The 14,714-nt window shown below is 68.5% G+C and carries 8 protein-coding genes; 2 read left to right on the top strand and 6 right to left on the bottom strand.

Annotated elements, in window-relative coordinates; translation table 11 throughout:
* Positions 1 to 188 precede the first annotated feature (188 nt).
* Entirely contained in the window at positions 189 to 839 is a 651-nt protein-coding gene (locus ACL02T_RS10420; protein ID WP_412830433.1) for a DUF305 domain-containing protein, read from the top strand.
* Between the two features lie 522 nt (positions 840 to 1,361).
* Positions 1,362 to 3,116 carry an aa3-type cytochrome oxidase subunit I gene (ctaD, locus tag ACL02T_RS10415; protein WP_412830432.1) on the top strand — a complete coding sequence of 585 codons (1,755 nt, stop codon included), beginning with the start codon at positions 1,362 to 1,364 and terminating at the stop codon, positions 3,114 to 3,116.
* 17 nt (positions 3,117 to 3,133) lie between these two features.
* Here the strand turns inward: ctaD and ACL02T_RS10410 are convergent.
* From ACL02T_RS10410 to ACL02T_RS10390, 6 genes are all read right to left on the bottom strand, one after another.
* Positions 3,134 to 3,942 (bottom strand): IS5 family transposase gene (locus ACL02T_RS10410; protein ID WP_412830431.1). Its coding sequence is split into 2 segments (ribosomal slippage): positions 3,134 to 3,603 and positions 3,603 to 3,942, totalling 810 coding nucleotides; the frame shifts between segments, so codons are not numbered across the junction.
* A gap of 358 nt (positions 3,943 to 4,300) precedes the next feature.
* Positions 4,301 to 5,383, bottom strand: a complete 1,083-nt coding sequence (locus tag ACL02T_RS10405) for a VldE C-terminal domain-containing protein (RefSeq protein ID WP_412830430.1) — start codon at positions 5,381 to 5,383, stop codon at positions 4,301 to 4,303.
* A 153-nt stretch (positions 5,384 to 5,536) separates the two neighbouring features.
* Complete coding sequence (locus ACL02T_RS10400; RefSeq protein WP_412830429.1) at positions 5,537 to 6,304, bottom strand: WD40/YVTN/BNR-like repeat-containing protein; 768 nt, start codon at positions 6,302 to 6,304, stop codon at positions 5,537 to 5,539.
* Between the two features lie 164 nt (positions 6,305 to 6,468).
* Positions 6,469 to 8,025 (bottom strand): ArnT family glycosyltransferase, encoded by a 1,557-nt coding sequence (locus ACL02T_RS10395; RefSeq protein ID WP_412830428.1) that lies wholly within the window; start codon positions 8,023 to 8,025, stop codon positions 6,469 to 6,471.
* 1,074 nt (positions 8,026 to 9,099) lie between these two features.
* The gene (locus ACL02T_RS35155) at positions 9,100 to 9,309 is read right to left on the bottom strand and encodes a four-helix bundle copper-binding protein (RefSeq protein WP_503129085.1); all 210 of its coding nucleotides are present in this window, start codon (positions 9,307 to 9,309) and stop codon (positions 9,100 to 9,102) included.
* A gap of 254 nt (positions 9,310 to 9,563) precedes the next feature.
* Positions 9,564 to 14,522 carry a Pls/PosA family non-ribosomal peptide synthetase gene (locus ACL02T_RS10390; protein WP_412830427.1) on the bottom strand — a complete coding sequence of 1,653 codons (4,959 nt, stop codon included), beginning with the start codon at positions 14,520 to 14,522 and terminating at the stop codon, positions 9,564 to 9,566.
* Between the last annotated feature and the right edge of the window lie 192 nt (positions 14,523 to 14,714).

Below are 14,714 nucleotides of genomic sequence, written 5' to 3'. Positions count from 1 at the left end.
TGCCCTGAAGGACACGCCGCCCTGCCGGCAGCAACGTGCTCATCAGCTCGAAGGCCGAGTAGACGCAGTCCGCCGAAGAAGAGCGATCTACGGACCTGCGTAGTAGGTCGCGGACGGGGTACGCGCCTCCCACGCCCGGGTGATCCGGGCCGACCTCTGATGAGGAACAGTCGAGGAGGAACGACTTCATGACGACAGGAACTAGGTTGGCTGGAATCACATTGGTTGCAGCCGTCGGCTTCTTGGGCATCAGCGGGACGGCACTCGCAGAGGAGCAGGGCACCCAACCCCGTCCTGCTGCCGTCCAGAGCCCTGTTACGGAATCCACCGGAGGCGGCGCGACTCGGAGTACCGAGCGCGATGAGCGGACCCAAGGCGAACAAGACAGAAAGGTATCCGCCACCGACGCTCGGTGGGCCGCGATGATGGTTCCTCACCATCGCACCGGCATCGAATTGGCCGACCTCGCGCGACGGAAGGCCACCACCTCCGGGGTGAAGAAGGTCGCGCAGCAGTCCAAGGCCGATCAGCAACGCCAGATCGCTCAGCTCCAATCTGTCGCCAAGACTGGCGGCCGCTCGATTGAACCCCCCGAAGCTCCTCTCGAGCAGTTCAACCAGCAGCAGATGGCGAAGCTGAAGTCAATGTCCGGTGAGGCATTCGACCGCTACTGGCTCGACGTGTTCCGTAGCCACCACATGGCCGCGATCATGATGACCAAGATCGCTCTTGCAGGAACCGCAGGTGGAACGGCCGCCAAGCTCGAAAGAGAGATTCGCGATGGCCAACTGCGACAGGTCGCCACGATGAACAAGCTGCGCAAGCAGCTCGCAACGTGATCTCCTCCAGGCCGTGACCTGGGGCGGTGGTCTGTTCGTCCCTGTGAACGGCCACCGCCCGGTAGATCGGAGCACTCGATCGCCATCGGGCTGCGGGCGTGGCGCTCGGGGGGCGTGAGACCCGGTTCGATCTCGGGCGACCGCGCCCTCGCAGTCTGCCGTGCTAGGCCTCGGGATCCTCGGCGGACTTCGAGATCCGAGCGCGAGCCAAGGCGGCCCAGTCGATCTCCGGGCAGCTCTCGCCGGACCGCGACAGCCACCCGTCCTCATCCACGGGGAGCCGCCGCCCCTCGCCAACCGCCCGCTCCAGATCTTCGCGGCGACGCCGACGCTTTGACTCCTCCGGCAACGGCCTGCTCAACCACATCCTGGCCTCCACGAGGTGGTGTCTGCCGATCGCCGCTGGGCGCTTGATCCGCCCGCCTGGCTGGGTGCAGTAGCTGCACGACGCGCCAGACCAACTACTATCGTCGATAGTAGCAGGATCGCCGACCGGCGGCGGTGCTGCTCAGGGGAGGCACAGTGACAGCCGTCGCGCCCAAGCCGATCACGACGCGCCCGTACCCGGCGCGTCGGACGGGTAAGGGTTCCACGTTCCTGAAGATGCTCCGGACGACGGACCCCAAGGACATCTCGATCCTGTACATGGTCACGTCGTTCGCCTTCTTCATGGTCGGCGGGGCGATGGCGCTGCTGATCCGCGGTGAGCTCGCGCGTCCCGGGCAGCAGTTCCTGTCGAGCGAGCAGTACAACCAGCTGTTCACCATGCACGGCACGATCATGCTGCTGCTCTACGCCACGCCGATCCTGTTCGGGTTCGCGAACTACATCGTGCCGCTGCAGATCGGCGCCCCGGACGTGGCGTTCCCGCGGCTGAACGCCTTCTCCTACTGGCTGTTCCTGTTCGGCGGGCTCACGGTCCTCTCGGGCTTCCTGACCCCGGGCGGCGCCGCGGACTTCGGCTGGTTCGCCTACACCCCGCTGTCCGACGCGATCCGCTCGCCGGGCGCAGGGGCGGACCTGTGGATCATGGGCCTCGCGGTCGGTGGTCTGGGTACGATCCTCGGTGGCGTCAACTTCGTGACCACGATCGTCTGCATGCGCGCCCCGGGCATGACGATGTTCCGGATGCCGATCTTCACCTGGAACATCTTCATCACGTCGCTGCTGATCCTGATCGCGTTCCCGGTGCTCACGGCGGCCCTGTTCGGCCTCGCGGCGGACCGCCACCTCGGCGCCCACGTGTTCGACCCGGCCAACGGCGGCGTGATCCTGTGGCAGCACCTGTTCTGGTTCTTCGGCCATCCCGAGGTCTACATCGTCGCGCTGCCCTTCTTCGGCATCGTGTCCGAGATCTTCCCGGTGTTCAGCCGCAAGCCGATCTTCGGCTACAAGACGCTGGTGTTCGCGACGATCGCGATCGCGGCCCTGTCCGTCGCCGTGTGGGCGCACCACATGTACGCGACCGGCGCGGTGCTGCTGGCCTTCTTCTCCTTCACCACGTTCCTCATCGCGATCCCGACGGGCATCAAGTTCGTCAACTGGATCGGCACCATGTGGAAGGGCAAGCTCACGTTCGAGACGCCGATGCTCTTCTCGGTCGGCTTCCTCGCCACGTTCCTCTTCGGCGGCCTCACCGGCGTCCTGCTGGCCTCGCCGCCGATCGACTTCCACGTGTCCGACACGTACTTCGTGGTGGCGCACTTCCACTACGTGCTCTTCGGCACGATCGTGTTCGCCACCTACGCGGGCATCTACTTCTGGTTCCCGAAGATGACCGGTCGGATGCTCGACGAGACCCTGGGCAAGTTCCACTTCTGGGCCACGTTCATCGGCTTCCACCTGACCTTCCTGGTCCAGCACTGGCTGGGCAACGAGGGCATGCCGCGCCGGTACGTCGACTACCTGGCGACGGACGGGTTCACCACGTTGAACACGATCTCGTCGATCGGCGCGTTCGTGCTGGGCGCCTCGACCCTGCCGTTCATCTGGAACGTGTTCCGCAGCTACCGCTACGGCCGCGTCGTGACCGTCGACGACCCGTGGGGCTTCGGGAACTCGCTGGAGTGGGCGACCTCCTGCCCGCCGCCGCGGCACAACTTCACCGAGCTGCCCCGGATCCGCTCCGAGCGCCCGGCGTTCGAGCTGCACTACCCGCACCTGGTGGAACGGGCCCGCGCCGAGGCGCACGTCGGCGGGCACCCCGCCCCGTCCGAGGTGGCCGCCCAGGGCGTCTCGCAGGAGACCCAGCCCGACGACGACCCGCGATCACGTTGACGCACTTAGAGGTCATTTCAGAATGACTTTGCCAGCTGTCGATGGCAGATCAGGGTGCAGGCGAGTTGGAGCAGGCCGAGGTGGATGTCGGCGCGGCGTTCGTAGCGGGTGCGGAGGCGTTTGAACGCGTGCAGCCAGGCGATGCCGCGCTCGACGACCCAGCGGATCTTGCCCAGCCCCGAGCCGTGCCCGGCACCGCGGCGGGCAATCCGCGGGGTAATCCCGCGCTCGCGCAGCAGCCGCCGGTACTTGTCGAAGTCGTAGCCGCGATCGGCATAGAGCTCGCGGGGCTTGCGCCGGGGTCGCCCGCGTGTGCCGCGGATCGGCGGGATCGCGTCGAGCAGGGGCAGTAGCTGGGTGACGTCGTGACGGTTGCCGCCGGTCAGGGTGACCGCGAGCGGCAGGCCGTGCCCGTCGACGATCAGGTGGTGCTTGGAGCCGGGGTGGCCACGGTTGACCGGGGACGGCCCGACATGGTCCCCCCTGTGAGCGCGTGCACGTGCGAGGCGTCGACCGCCATCCGGTCCAGGTCGAGCAGCCCCGCGGCGCGCAGCTCGGCGAGCAGCAGCTCGTGCAGGGCCGGCCACACCCCGGCCTCGGTCCAGTCCCGCACCCGCCGCCAGCAGGTCACCCCGGAGCAGCCGATGGAGGCAGCGGGCAGCTGGTTCCAGGTGATCCCGGTCCGCAGCACATAGACGATCCCGGCCAGCGCGACCCGGTCGTCCACCGGCAGCCGCCCGGGGAACCGGCGCCGCCGCGGCGCCCGCGCGGGCAGCAGCGGCGCGACCCGCTCCCACAACGAGTCCGGAACAAGATCCTCCACCACGGCCGACAGCGTGGCTGAGGTCAGCTTTCGTCTACAGCAGACACGCCGGGATCATTCTGAAACGAGCTCTTACACGGGTGTCGACCAGCTGCCTGCTTCAGCGCCGGAGTTCAGGGTCGGCGGCCTGGAGCGACATCGGGTCAACAAGACTCCGGACCGAGAAATCGTCGGGCGGCGAGACTCGCCTCCTCGATCGGTGAGGCTCTGCCGTCAGTATCAGCGCCCAGGGAGCCCCGTCCGCTGGCTTCTTGATAACGCCGTCCGAACAAGGCCGAGACGGGTCGAGACGTGGCGTTGTGTGAGGCCAGGCCTGGCGCGCCCCGCCCTGCCGCGGGCGGAAGAGACTGTCGCTGCCGCATCATCGTGCGAAACTGACGTGCAGGTGGTCGTAGTGCCCACCAACGGGGTCGCTGGGATCGTAGACGCCGCCCCCGCTGTAGCGGCGGCCCCAACCGCCCTCGTCCGCAACACCCGGGGTCCAGATCCGCCCCTGCCAGATGACGTAGGCGACCTCGAGGGCGTCGGCGTTGGTGCGGAACCAGTCGGCGGCCCGCCATCCGTTGGCCAGCTCAACCCCTTGGGCGCCCAGCCCAGGCATACCGGGAAAGAAATCGCATCCCTTGCCCAGGGGGTGGTCGCTGGTGGGGTTGGCTGGCCGTGCGGCGTGGCAGCCCGCGGAGCGGACGATCTCGCCGCGCCGCAGCCCGCCGAAGGCTCGCTCGGCCTGCTCGAGCGCATAACGGGTCACACGGGTGACGCATCCGTTCGTCGTCGGGTCGTCCTCCGTGCAGCCGTTGCTGTTGCCGGCGAACGGAGCGGCAGGATCGATGTCGTCCGGTTCACCCCGGCAGGGACCGGGCAAGCGCGGCGTCGACCCCGTGCTGCTCGGTCCCGCCGCCGGAGAGCGAGGCAGTGCGGCGGGGCTGTCCGAGACCTCGGCGAGAGCGTCGGCGGCGGTCTGCTCCCATTTGGCGTAGGCGAGCGGGAAGGCTGAACGTTGTACCGTCTGCGCCGCCTGCCACAGTGGCATCTCCGTCCAACCCGGAACGGCGAGCAGGCGCTCGAAGAACTGGCCGGCCGCGTAGGACGGCTCCCGTACCTGGGTCGATGTGCCCCAGCCTTGCGAGGGCCGCTGCTGGAACAAGCCCAGGGAGTCGCGGTCACCGTAATCCAAGTTGCGCAGCCCGGACTCCTGCAGCGCAGTGGCGAGTCCGACCCACAGTCCACGCTCCGGCACCCCCAAGGAGCGACCGGTCGAGACGATCGCCGCTGCGTTCGTCAACTGCTCGGTGGTCAGCCCGCTCGCTCCTGACGCCTGGATGGGCATCCGCTCCGGATTGGGCTCGCAGCTGCCGACTCGCGCCGGGACGGTCATCAGCCAAGACACCCCGACGAAGGCGAAGAGCCCCCCGACACCCACCAGGACGAGCACGACCAGCATCGCCAGCAGCCGCCGCCCCAGTCGACGAGCCGCGAGCACGGCGTGCTCTCGCCCGGTCAACACGCGCGCGACCGCCTTGGGCGCGACGCGACGCTGTGGGCACCTTGCCGACCGCTGCGCTGGCGTCGCATCAGTAGACGACGAGTGACGACGTCATCGGCTGACGGGCGCCAGAGGAGTCCAGGTCCTACCGGCGTCCTCCGAGGAGACCACCGCTGTGGTCGTGGCGGCCAGGTAACGGTCGGGGCCTGTCGCAGACCACGCGGTCGGGGGGCTTCCCAGCTTCCCGGTGGCCCGCCAGCCGTCACGGAAACGGCCCCATACCCCGCCGATGGCGTCGACACCCACGAGGTCGGGCTCCTGGTCACCGTGCAAGGCCGGCACGGCATCCAGGAAGACGAGGGGTGGTTCCGTGGCGGCATCGGACGTCGTGAGCTGGAAGGACTGCCCGCCGTCGAGACTCTCCGCCAGGCCTTGCGGAGTGGCGGCCCACACTCGTCGCGGATTCTTCGTGTCCACGGCAAGATCGGTCAGGTCCCCCTGGGCGCCCGGCTGCCACGTCGCTCCGGCGTCCTCGCTGCGCAGCACTCTCGCCGTTGCGGAGTCCCAGCCGTACACCACGGGGCCTGCTGCCGCGATGGCATGCAGGTCCGCGGCGCCGTCGAGCGACACCGCAGACCAACTTCCGCCGGAGTCATGGCTGCGCACTAGCCCCATGGATCCGGTCGACGAAGCCGCCGGTGTTACGGGGTTCTCCGGGTCCGGGTGGCCGGAGGCGAGGAACTCGCCCGGCCCAGTGACGGCGAAGCCCATGAGATCGTGATGAGCCGAGCTCACCCGGACCGCCCCGGAGGCCTCAATCCGGAACAGCCCGCCGTGCGTGGCGACATACACCAGCCCGTCGCCGGGGTTGACGGCCACACCGTGGACGTGCCCGGCCAACGCGGCGGCCTCCGGCGCAGCCTCATCCGAGGCCGGACCCGAGCACGCCGCGCCGGCCCCAGCGGCCATGGTCGCAAGCACTGCCGCCGCGACGATGCGGCGGCCGGTCCGGCCGGGCGCCGGCCGGTCGGCTGCCCCGACGATCACGAAGCGCCCCTCTCGCCTCCGGCGCCACCAGGAGCGGGCGAGGGGACGGCAGGCTGCTGTGTCAGGTCCCAGATGGCGCAGCCGTCCTGTTCGGTGCTGCGCAGCTGGCGAGTGTTGTCGGCCAGCCAGCCGGCCAGCGGGCTGCCCGGCGGCACGAGCTCCGGGTCGCCCACCACGAGGAACCGTGCGCCGGCCGCACGCAGGATATCCACGTTGTCCGGGGTGTGGTTGTCGGCGGCCAGGCTCCAGCCCTTGCGGTCGGCTAGGAAGAACACGACCGGCTCCTGGTAGTTGTTGGTCACGCCGTCCTCGACCGTGCGGCTGGTCGTGCTGACCACGACCAGGTCGTCGGGCGCGGAGACGGCGTCGAGCTCGGTGGCGCAGGTACCGAACACGCCGGCCTGGTCCGGGAGCGACTGCACGAACACGTTGACTGACTGGGCGCCGAGCAGCACGGCCGTCAAGGCTCCGGCCACCGTAGTGATCGCCGGCGCGATCCGTGCCTGCGCCCAGCGGAGGCACGCAGCGACACCCGCGCCGACGGCGAGGGCGGCGTAGGGCAACGAGTAGACGTGGTACTGGATGCCCAGGTCGCTGCTCGTGTAGCGACCGGCGGCGAAGTAGTAGATCGTCAACGCCACTGCGGCCGCCCCCAACAGCGGCAGCGGAGCAGTTCTTGCCGGGGAAACCAGGGAACGGTGCCGCCACAGCCACACCACCCCCAGCACCGCGAGCGGGAGGCCGACGAGGCCGTAGACGAAAATCGTCTCAGTGCGCAGGTTACCGAGGTAGAAGGCCGGGCTCAGCCACAACGACAGGCTGCCCCACTTGCTGTCGCCGCCGGAAATCACACCGAAGGTGTTGCCGTAGGTGGCGTGCAGCGACGCCGCGTGGCGGAGCCAGAGCGCAGGTGCCACCAGGGCCGCGACTCCGGCCAAGTAGAGCGATGGGCGGCGTAGCCGGTCCCGGGCCGCGAACACCACCCACAGTCCGATGACCAGCCCCAGGTGCAATGACGTGGGCTTAACCAGCGCTGCGACCGAGGTGGCTGCCGCGGCCCAGACCAGGAAGACCGGCCGGTCCTCGCGGAGCCAGCGCAGGAAGCCGAGGAGTGCGAGCAGGTAGAACGCCAGCACGGTTGCTTCGGGCATGAACGCCGTGCCCCAGCGCATGAATGCGGGGGAAAGGAAGAACGCAGCGAGCGCCCAGCGGGCTGCGATAGAGGGCAGTACGCGCCGGGCGACTCCCCAGAAGGCGGCGGCAGCGATGAGCATGAAGGTCAGCGAGATCAGCCGACCCAGCACAACGTGCTCGCCGAAGATCAGGTAGGTGACCGCGGTCAGCCAGGGCAGCAGCTGGAACTCGGTCTCCACATACCCCGGGCCCGCTCCGCCCCAGTTGATCTGCGGGAAGAAGATGTTCATCCCGTTCACGGCGAAGTTGCGCGCGATCGTGGCGGTGTCGGACTGCCGCCAGATGTCGCCGGGGTAGGTCATCGGCGCAAAAGCGCGCACGACCGACAGCGCCACGACCGCCGCGGCGATCGCCAGCACCCACCAACTCAGGGAGGCCAGCCTCGTTGTTGCGGGGCCGGTGTCAGCGGATGGCGTCTCGCCGGTCGTCGTGGAGGGGCGGCGCTGTAGTTGTTCGGTGGGAAGGTCGAAATTCGGGTGCGGCGCACCCGTAGGTTGCCGGGAGGACACAGCTCAGTCACCTCGCCAGAAGGGCGGGAAGGAGGGGAACGCCGAACGCCTCGAAGGATTCGCTGCCCACACGGGCGTGACGACGGCGTCGGGTGAGGACGTGCAGAAGCGTGGAGGTCGGCCTACGTGCGGATCACGCAGAGCGCGTATGGCGAGGGCCACTGCGCGGGTGGAGAGCCGTCGTGCGGGGTGTTGGCCGGGAGTTCCCGAGCGATCGTGGCTGCCGAGTCGGAAAGGGACGTCGCGAGCGCGGGGAGGAACAGCCGAGCGGGCGATCCGGCTTCGAGCGTCGGCGTGGGCACGGGTGGCCCGCAGTCCGCGGCGATGCCGGTGAACCGGGCCGCGCTGTCGCGGTCTGCGGGATCCGGGGCGTTGTCGGCGTCGAATCCGCTCGACGGCCTCCAAGACGCGGCAAGGTCGCCGTCAGCGGGGGAACCCGGCACGACGGGGTCAGCTGCCGCCAAGGGGGGAAGCATCCGCGCGTGAACGTCGGCGGTGTCACCGTCCTTGCTGTGGCCAGCCAGGACGACTGAGGAGGACGTGGTGCTCGACATCGCAGCGACCGGGTGATCGGTACAGCAGCACAGAGCGAGCACTCCGCCCACCAGCACCGTGGCCGCAAGTAGGGCAACCCAGTGCAGAACCCAACGGCGGCCGCGCACGATTCGGGGAGGGGCCGCTCCGCTGCGGAGTGCGGCCCCCTGCAGCCGCATCGGCGCTCGAGTCACGAGCGGGAAGCCTAATCGGGTGAGTTGAGACGGCGCTGAGGCCGCCCGCCGAACTCCTTCCCTCAGCGAGCAGGCTAGGGGTTGGGGTGGCGCCACCGGCGAAGGTCACGGGCTTCGACCCGATCCTGTGCCGCGCCCCGGCCAGTGGTCGCCCGCAGCCGCTGCCTCGTCATGACCGCCAGGAGGGTCAGATATGTCAGAGCGTGGCGAGCAGCTCCCGGCCCGCGGTCTCGCACCGGCGGCACTGCTCGGCGCAGGCTCGGCAGTGCTCCATACCCATCTCGGCATGCTGCGCACACTCGTCCCCGCAGCTCTTGCACGCCTCGCACAAGCCTCCGGCACTGCGCGCGTGAGCTCCGCGTCGTAGCCGGTGTGCCGTGACAGCACCCGCCCGGTGGTCTCGCACATGTCTGCGCAGTCGTTGTTCGACCGAATGCACTTGGTCAGCTCGGCGACGTTCTGCTCACTGACACACACGTCTGCACAGCAGTGCAGGTCTGGGTACACGCGATGCACGCCTCGATGCACGATCCAAGTTGTTCTGGCGGCAGCAGGACCGTACCCGCGGGCGCAGTCCCGCGTCAATCGGCAAGGTGCGAACGAGAACCTGAGCAAGCGGGGCAGGCCGCCGTGAGCAACGGCTCGCGCCCGCCTGCGGAATCAACCGGTAGCCCTCGCCTTCATCGGCTGGGCCTGGACGTATGCGCGATCGCCGGATGACGCCAGCGGCTGCGGCTCGGGCAGTTCTTGAGCGGGATTGCCGCCCCACCGGGCGCCGGCCGGGATCTCCTCGCCCTTCATGACGAAGGAGTCGGGGGCGATCTCCACGCCGTCACCGATCGACACGCCGTAATGGATGAAGGCATAGACACCGACTGTCACGCCGGCGCCGAGCGTGGTGCGGTCGGACTTGAACGCGCCGTCCTCCTGCGAGTGGCACTGGATGATCGCGCCGGCGTTGAGAGTGCAGTCGTCGCCGATGGTGGTCAGCGTGCGCTCGGTGAGCCCGGACCCGTCGTCGAACACGCACCGTCCGACACGCACACCGAGCATCCGGGCGATGAGATTCTTCCACGGGGTTCCGCCGAGCAGCCGCTCCAAGGGCGGGACCACCATCTTCCAGAAGCGCTCGTGCCGCCAAAAGATCGGGTCGTAGATCGAGCACGACTGCGGACGAAGCCGGCGGAACCAGACGACCAGCCGCTCCCACAGCACGAACCAGAGGATGGTGAACATCAGACTTGCGACCAGCTCGGCTGCGAAGGCCGCGGCGCCGAACTCCTGGAAGTGGTCCAGCGCCAGCAGACCGAGCAACAGCAGCCCGAGCACGTTTCCCCAACGAACGAGCAGGACGAGGGCGATGGTGCGCAGATTGTGGCCGTTCTTGCGGCGTAACCGCCGGCGTCGCTCGCGCGCGTCGAGCTCGAGCGTCCGGTCGCGCTGCACGGTGCGGGGGATCTCGAAGGCCGGCGAGCCGAGCAGCCCGACCCCCTGACGTACTGGCCCGTCAATCGGCACCGCGACTTTGTTCGCGAGCAGGCAGTCGTCGCCGGTGCGGCCGCCGATCGGATAGGCGATGTTGTTGCCCAGGAAGTTGTGATCGCCGATCGACACCCGGGACAGGCGGAACGAGGTGCTGGTGAAGTCGACATTGTTCACCGACAGCCCGTCGGCGACGACCGTGCCACGGCCCACCGAGGCGAGGAACGGCGACTCCTGGGCCAGGTTGGACCCGAAGTTCGACCCCGTCTGCTCCCACTTACCCAGGTTGTAGCCCAGCAGGTAGAGGTAGCCGACGATGTAGGAGCTGTCGCCGAACAAGTAGACGAAGGTCTTGACGTTCGTCAGGCGGGTGACGGTGCGCTGCATGGAGTACCGCCACCCGTGGATCGGATAGACGCGGTCTGGCCGCACGAACAAGGCCAACAGCCGGGGCACCGTCAACACAATGAGCAGCCCGACGGCGAGGCTTCCGAACACCAGGATAGTCGATTCGATCAGCGCGTTGAGGTAGAACGGCGCGGATCTGTAGCCGACCGCTCCGGGCTGGAGCAGCTCCGCCAGCCGCGGTATCTCGGTGATCAGCAGGAACAGCCCGCCGAAGCCGAGCGGCAGGTAGATCCCGAACAACTTGACCAGCTGGCTCGTCACATAGGTGATCTTGCGAAGGACCCGTACCCGGGTCGGCGGAACCGCACGGAAGTCGGTGCCGGTCGACACCGCGGGCGAGCCATGCCAGCTCTGCCCGGTCGGCACGCTCTGGCCGCGGTGCAGGGCGGACGCGTGGCCGAGCTGGGCGCCGTCGCCCATCACGGTGTCGATGTCGAGCACGCTTCGCTCGCCGACCACGACGTCGCGCCCCAGCGTGACCCGCCCGGTCTGGATCCGCCCGAAATGCGCGCGGTAGCACTGGAAGTAGACGTCCTTGCGGATCACCGTCCCCGATCCGATGCTGAGCAGGTCGGTACAGATCGGCAGGTGCCGGGTGAAGATCGCGACGTTCTTGCCGACCTTCGCACCGAGCGCTCGGAGGTAGAGCGTGTAGAGAGGCGAGCCGACCATGAGGAAGACGAGCGGGTTGGCCCGCACCAAGGTCTTGACGAGCCAGAATCGGAAGTAGCGCAGGCTCCAGACCGGGATCTCCTTCTGCCTCCAACGCCCGATCAGCAGCCACTTCAGCACGATGGGAAGCAGGGCCATCGTCACGAACGCGGCGGCACCGGCGGTGACCGAGCGGACGTAGATCTCGAGTTCCCCGACGCTGGTGGAGATCCACGCGTAGGCGCGGTCCATGACGATCCCGGCGCCGGTCGCGTAGAGCAAGAAGCCCAACAGCTGCAGGAAACCGGTGAGCAGGTACCCGAACGTGCTGTGTCGTACAGGCGTCACAGGTGTGGGCGCCGACGGCAAGGGAGACGGCCGGGCCTGCATGAGCGCCCCCGGCATTGCCGCGGCAGCCATGCCGACGATGGTGGGATTGGCGTAGACGTCGCGGATGGAGATGGACGGCAGGTCCTCCCGCTTGCGCAGCCGCGCGCAGAATCGCGTCATGACCATCGAGTCGGCGCCGAGGTCGTCGAACACATTGCGGTCGGTCGGCACGCTGTCGACGCCCAGCACCTCAGCGAGGACCTGGGCGAGCTTCTGGACGACGTCGTTGCCAGGGACCTCGGACGGCATTACTGGGGCGGCGGGCGTGGACGGCGCGAAGGCGGTGGCGAGCCCGGCGATCGTTGGGTGGGCGTAGACGTCCTTGATCGAGATCGACGGCAGGTCGCCCCGCTTGCGCAGGCGCGCGCAGAAACGGGTCATCATCATCGAGTCGGCGCCGAGGTCGTCGAAGACGTTGCTGTCGGTCGGGACGTGCTCGGCCTCCAACACCTCGGCCAGCACTCCGGCGAGAGCCGCAGCGAGACCCGCTGTCGCGGTCGCGTCGCCGGCTGTGGCGGTCGCCGTTTCCTGCGCGGCGAGCGGTGTCGCAGCAGTCCAAGCGCGTGCAGGGTGTGTCGGGATCGCTGCTGTCGGGGCCGCCGTCCGCGGATACGGAGTGGGTCCTGCCGACGGGGGTGCGCCGGTTGCCGTCGTGCGGGGGTACGGCGAGGGCCGTGGGGCCGGAGATGCCTTCTCTCGAGATGGCGATGAGTACGGCGCTGAAGGCGGTGGTGCCGGTGGTGGAGTTCCGACGATCTGATCCGACGTGAGTATCTCGGGCTGTTCCCTAGGCGGCTGAGCGGGCTGAGGCTGCGTACGGGATTCCGCGTCCTCTGTACGCCGCAGGATTTGGTCGAAGGTGAGGATGTCGGGGTTAGGAATCCCAGGATGCTGGCTCGGTACGCTTGGCGGGACCGGGTCTGGAGGCACGGCCGACGCCGGTTGCTCGCCGAGGTCTTCCGCTGAATGCAGTCCTTCTAGCTCATCGTGTAACTGCGTGTTCTCGAGAAGTAGCCGATTCCTCTCCTCGGTCGAGAGCAACGCCGGAAGCGCCGATCGATCGACTCGACCTTCGACCGTCAGGGGCAGGGCATCGACTCGGTGCAGCCGGGCCGGCAGGTGGCGGGCCGGCAACCGGTCCCGCAGCGACGACCAGATTGCCTGCTCGTCGGCCGCGGGCTGCGTGCCGAAACAGGTGTAGAAACCGCTGAGCTCGGTAACAGCTGCCTGCGGGCTGTGCGCCGTCACAGCAGCTGAGGCCACCCCGGGCACCGCCAGCATCGCGGACTCAACCGCGGTGAGGTCGACTCGCTCACCGTTGAGGCTCACTTGTAGGGAAAGGCGCCCACGATACTCGACCTCGCCTGTCGGGCCGACACGCCCGAGGTCGCCGGTGCGAAATATCCGTCCACTCGGATTTCCGGGTATGCGCAGGAAGTCTTCTATGAACGCGTCGCCGGAGGCATCTGCGTATCCACAGGCCAGCCCGAGTCCGGCGAGGCCGATCTCGCCCGTCTCGCCGTGTGGGAGGGCACGCGGGAAGTCCGGGTCGAGCACGACGATTGCGTAGGTCGGCAACGGCACGCCGATCATCACACGATCGTCGGCGTGCACCTCGGTCCAGGCCGCGGCCACCGTGGCTCCGGGCGGCACGTAGACCGAAAGGACACGTCGGGAAGGACGGTCCCAGCGAGCGACGAGACTCGGCGGGCACGGCTCGCCGGACACCAGCAGCAGCCGCAACGCCGGCAGATCCGCCTTGAGTGTGGACAGCACGGCTGGCGTGGTGCACAACGCGGACACCCGCCGTTCTGCCAGCTCAGCGGCCAGCGCCGCGCCGCGTTGCGGGGGGCCATGGCGGGCAGGAACGAGGGTGGCGCCAGCTGCCCAGGCCATCCAGACTTCTCCGACACCGCTGCCGGAGAAGAGCGGCCCGCCCTGGTAGAGGCGATGTCCGCGGACGCCGAACGTCTCGGACGCGATCCGCACGGCGTTGCAGATACTGCGGTGGTCGACAGCTACAGCCTCCGACCAGCCGGAGGCGTCGGCGACGTGCACGATGTAGGCGGGGCGGTCGTCGGTGAGACCGCCGCGCTCCACCGGCTGCAAGCGTTGCGGACTCATCTCACGTATCAGCGCCGCCGCCTCGTCGATGGCGACTACCTCGGCCGAACTCCCCAGCAGAACGCCCGTTGGCGCGACCCTCCCCGGCAGGTGCGAGCAGCTGAGCACGATCCGCACCGCCGCGTCCGCAAGAACGAAGGTCAACCGGTCTACCGGCGCGGCCGGGTCCAAGGGTACGCAGCTGCCGCCGATCTTGAGCACCGCGAGGAGCGCGACATAGCAATCGACGCGGTCGTCGAACAGCAGAGCGATACGGTCGCCTGTGCCGGCACCGTGCAACCGCAGGTACCGGGCGAGGCGGTTGGAGCGTGCATCGAGCTCGTCATAGGTCAGCGAGGTCTCTGGCCCGTCCACGGCGAGATGGCCCTCGCGCCCGTATTCGCGCATCCAGTCGCAGCGCTCCTCGAACACATAGTCGAGCCGCTCATGCCTGCGCACCCGCCAGCCCTGCGCCTCATGCCGATCGACAACCACGAGGTCGCCCAGCGGGATTTCGGGCTGGCTGCCGAACGCCGACACCACGCGCTCGAACTCGGGGTCGGAGCTCGCCGGGGTAGAAGGCATCGTTCACACCACCCGCCCCGGCTGTGTGCGGAGGGGTTCTACGGGTACAGCGATCATGGGCTCCTCATCCAGCAGACGCTGCTGCGCGCCTCAGCAGATCACTCCGCGCGATCCGGCTACACCCCTACGGATACCCTGGGTAGAGTTCACCGGCAATGGAACAAATACCCGCAACGGGGGGGCGGAGTATTT

The organism is Pseudonocardia oceanicola (assembly GCF_047200735.1).
Taxonomy (GTDB): Bacteria; Actinomycetota; Actinomycetes; order Mycobacteriales; family Pseudonocardiaceae; genus Pseudonocardia.
This window is presented reverse-complemented; position numbering and strand designations above follow the sequence as displayed.

Excerpts from the sequence above, each read along its gene's own strand:
- ACL02T_RS10420 (WP_412830433.1), top strand. The coding sequence starts at position 189 with ATGACGACAGGAACTAGGTTGGCTGGAATCACATTGGTTGCAGCCGTC.
- ACL02T_RS10405 (WP_412830430.1), bottom strand. The coding sequence starts at position 5,383 with ATGCTGGTCGTGCTCGTCCTGGTGGGTGTCGGGGGGCTCTTCGCCTTC.
- ACL02T_RS10390 (WP_412830427.1), bottom strand. The coding sequence starts at position 14,522 with ATGCCTTCTACCCCGGCGAGCTCCGACCCCGAGTTCGAGCGCGTGGTG.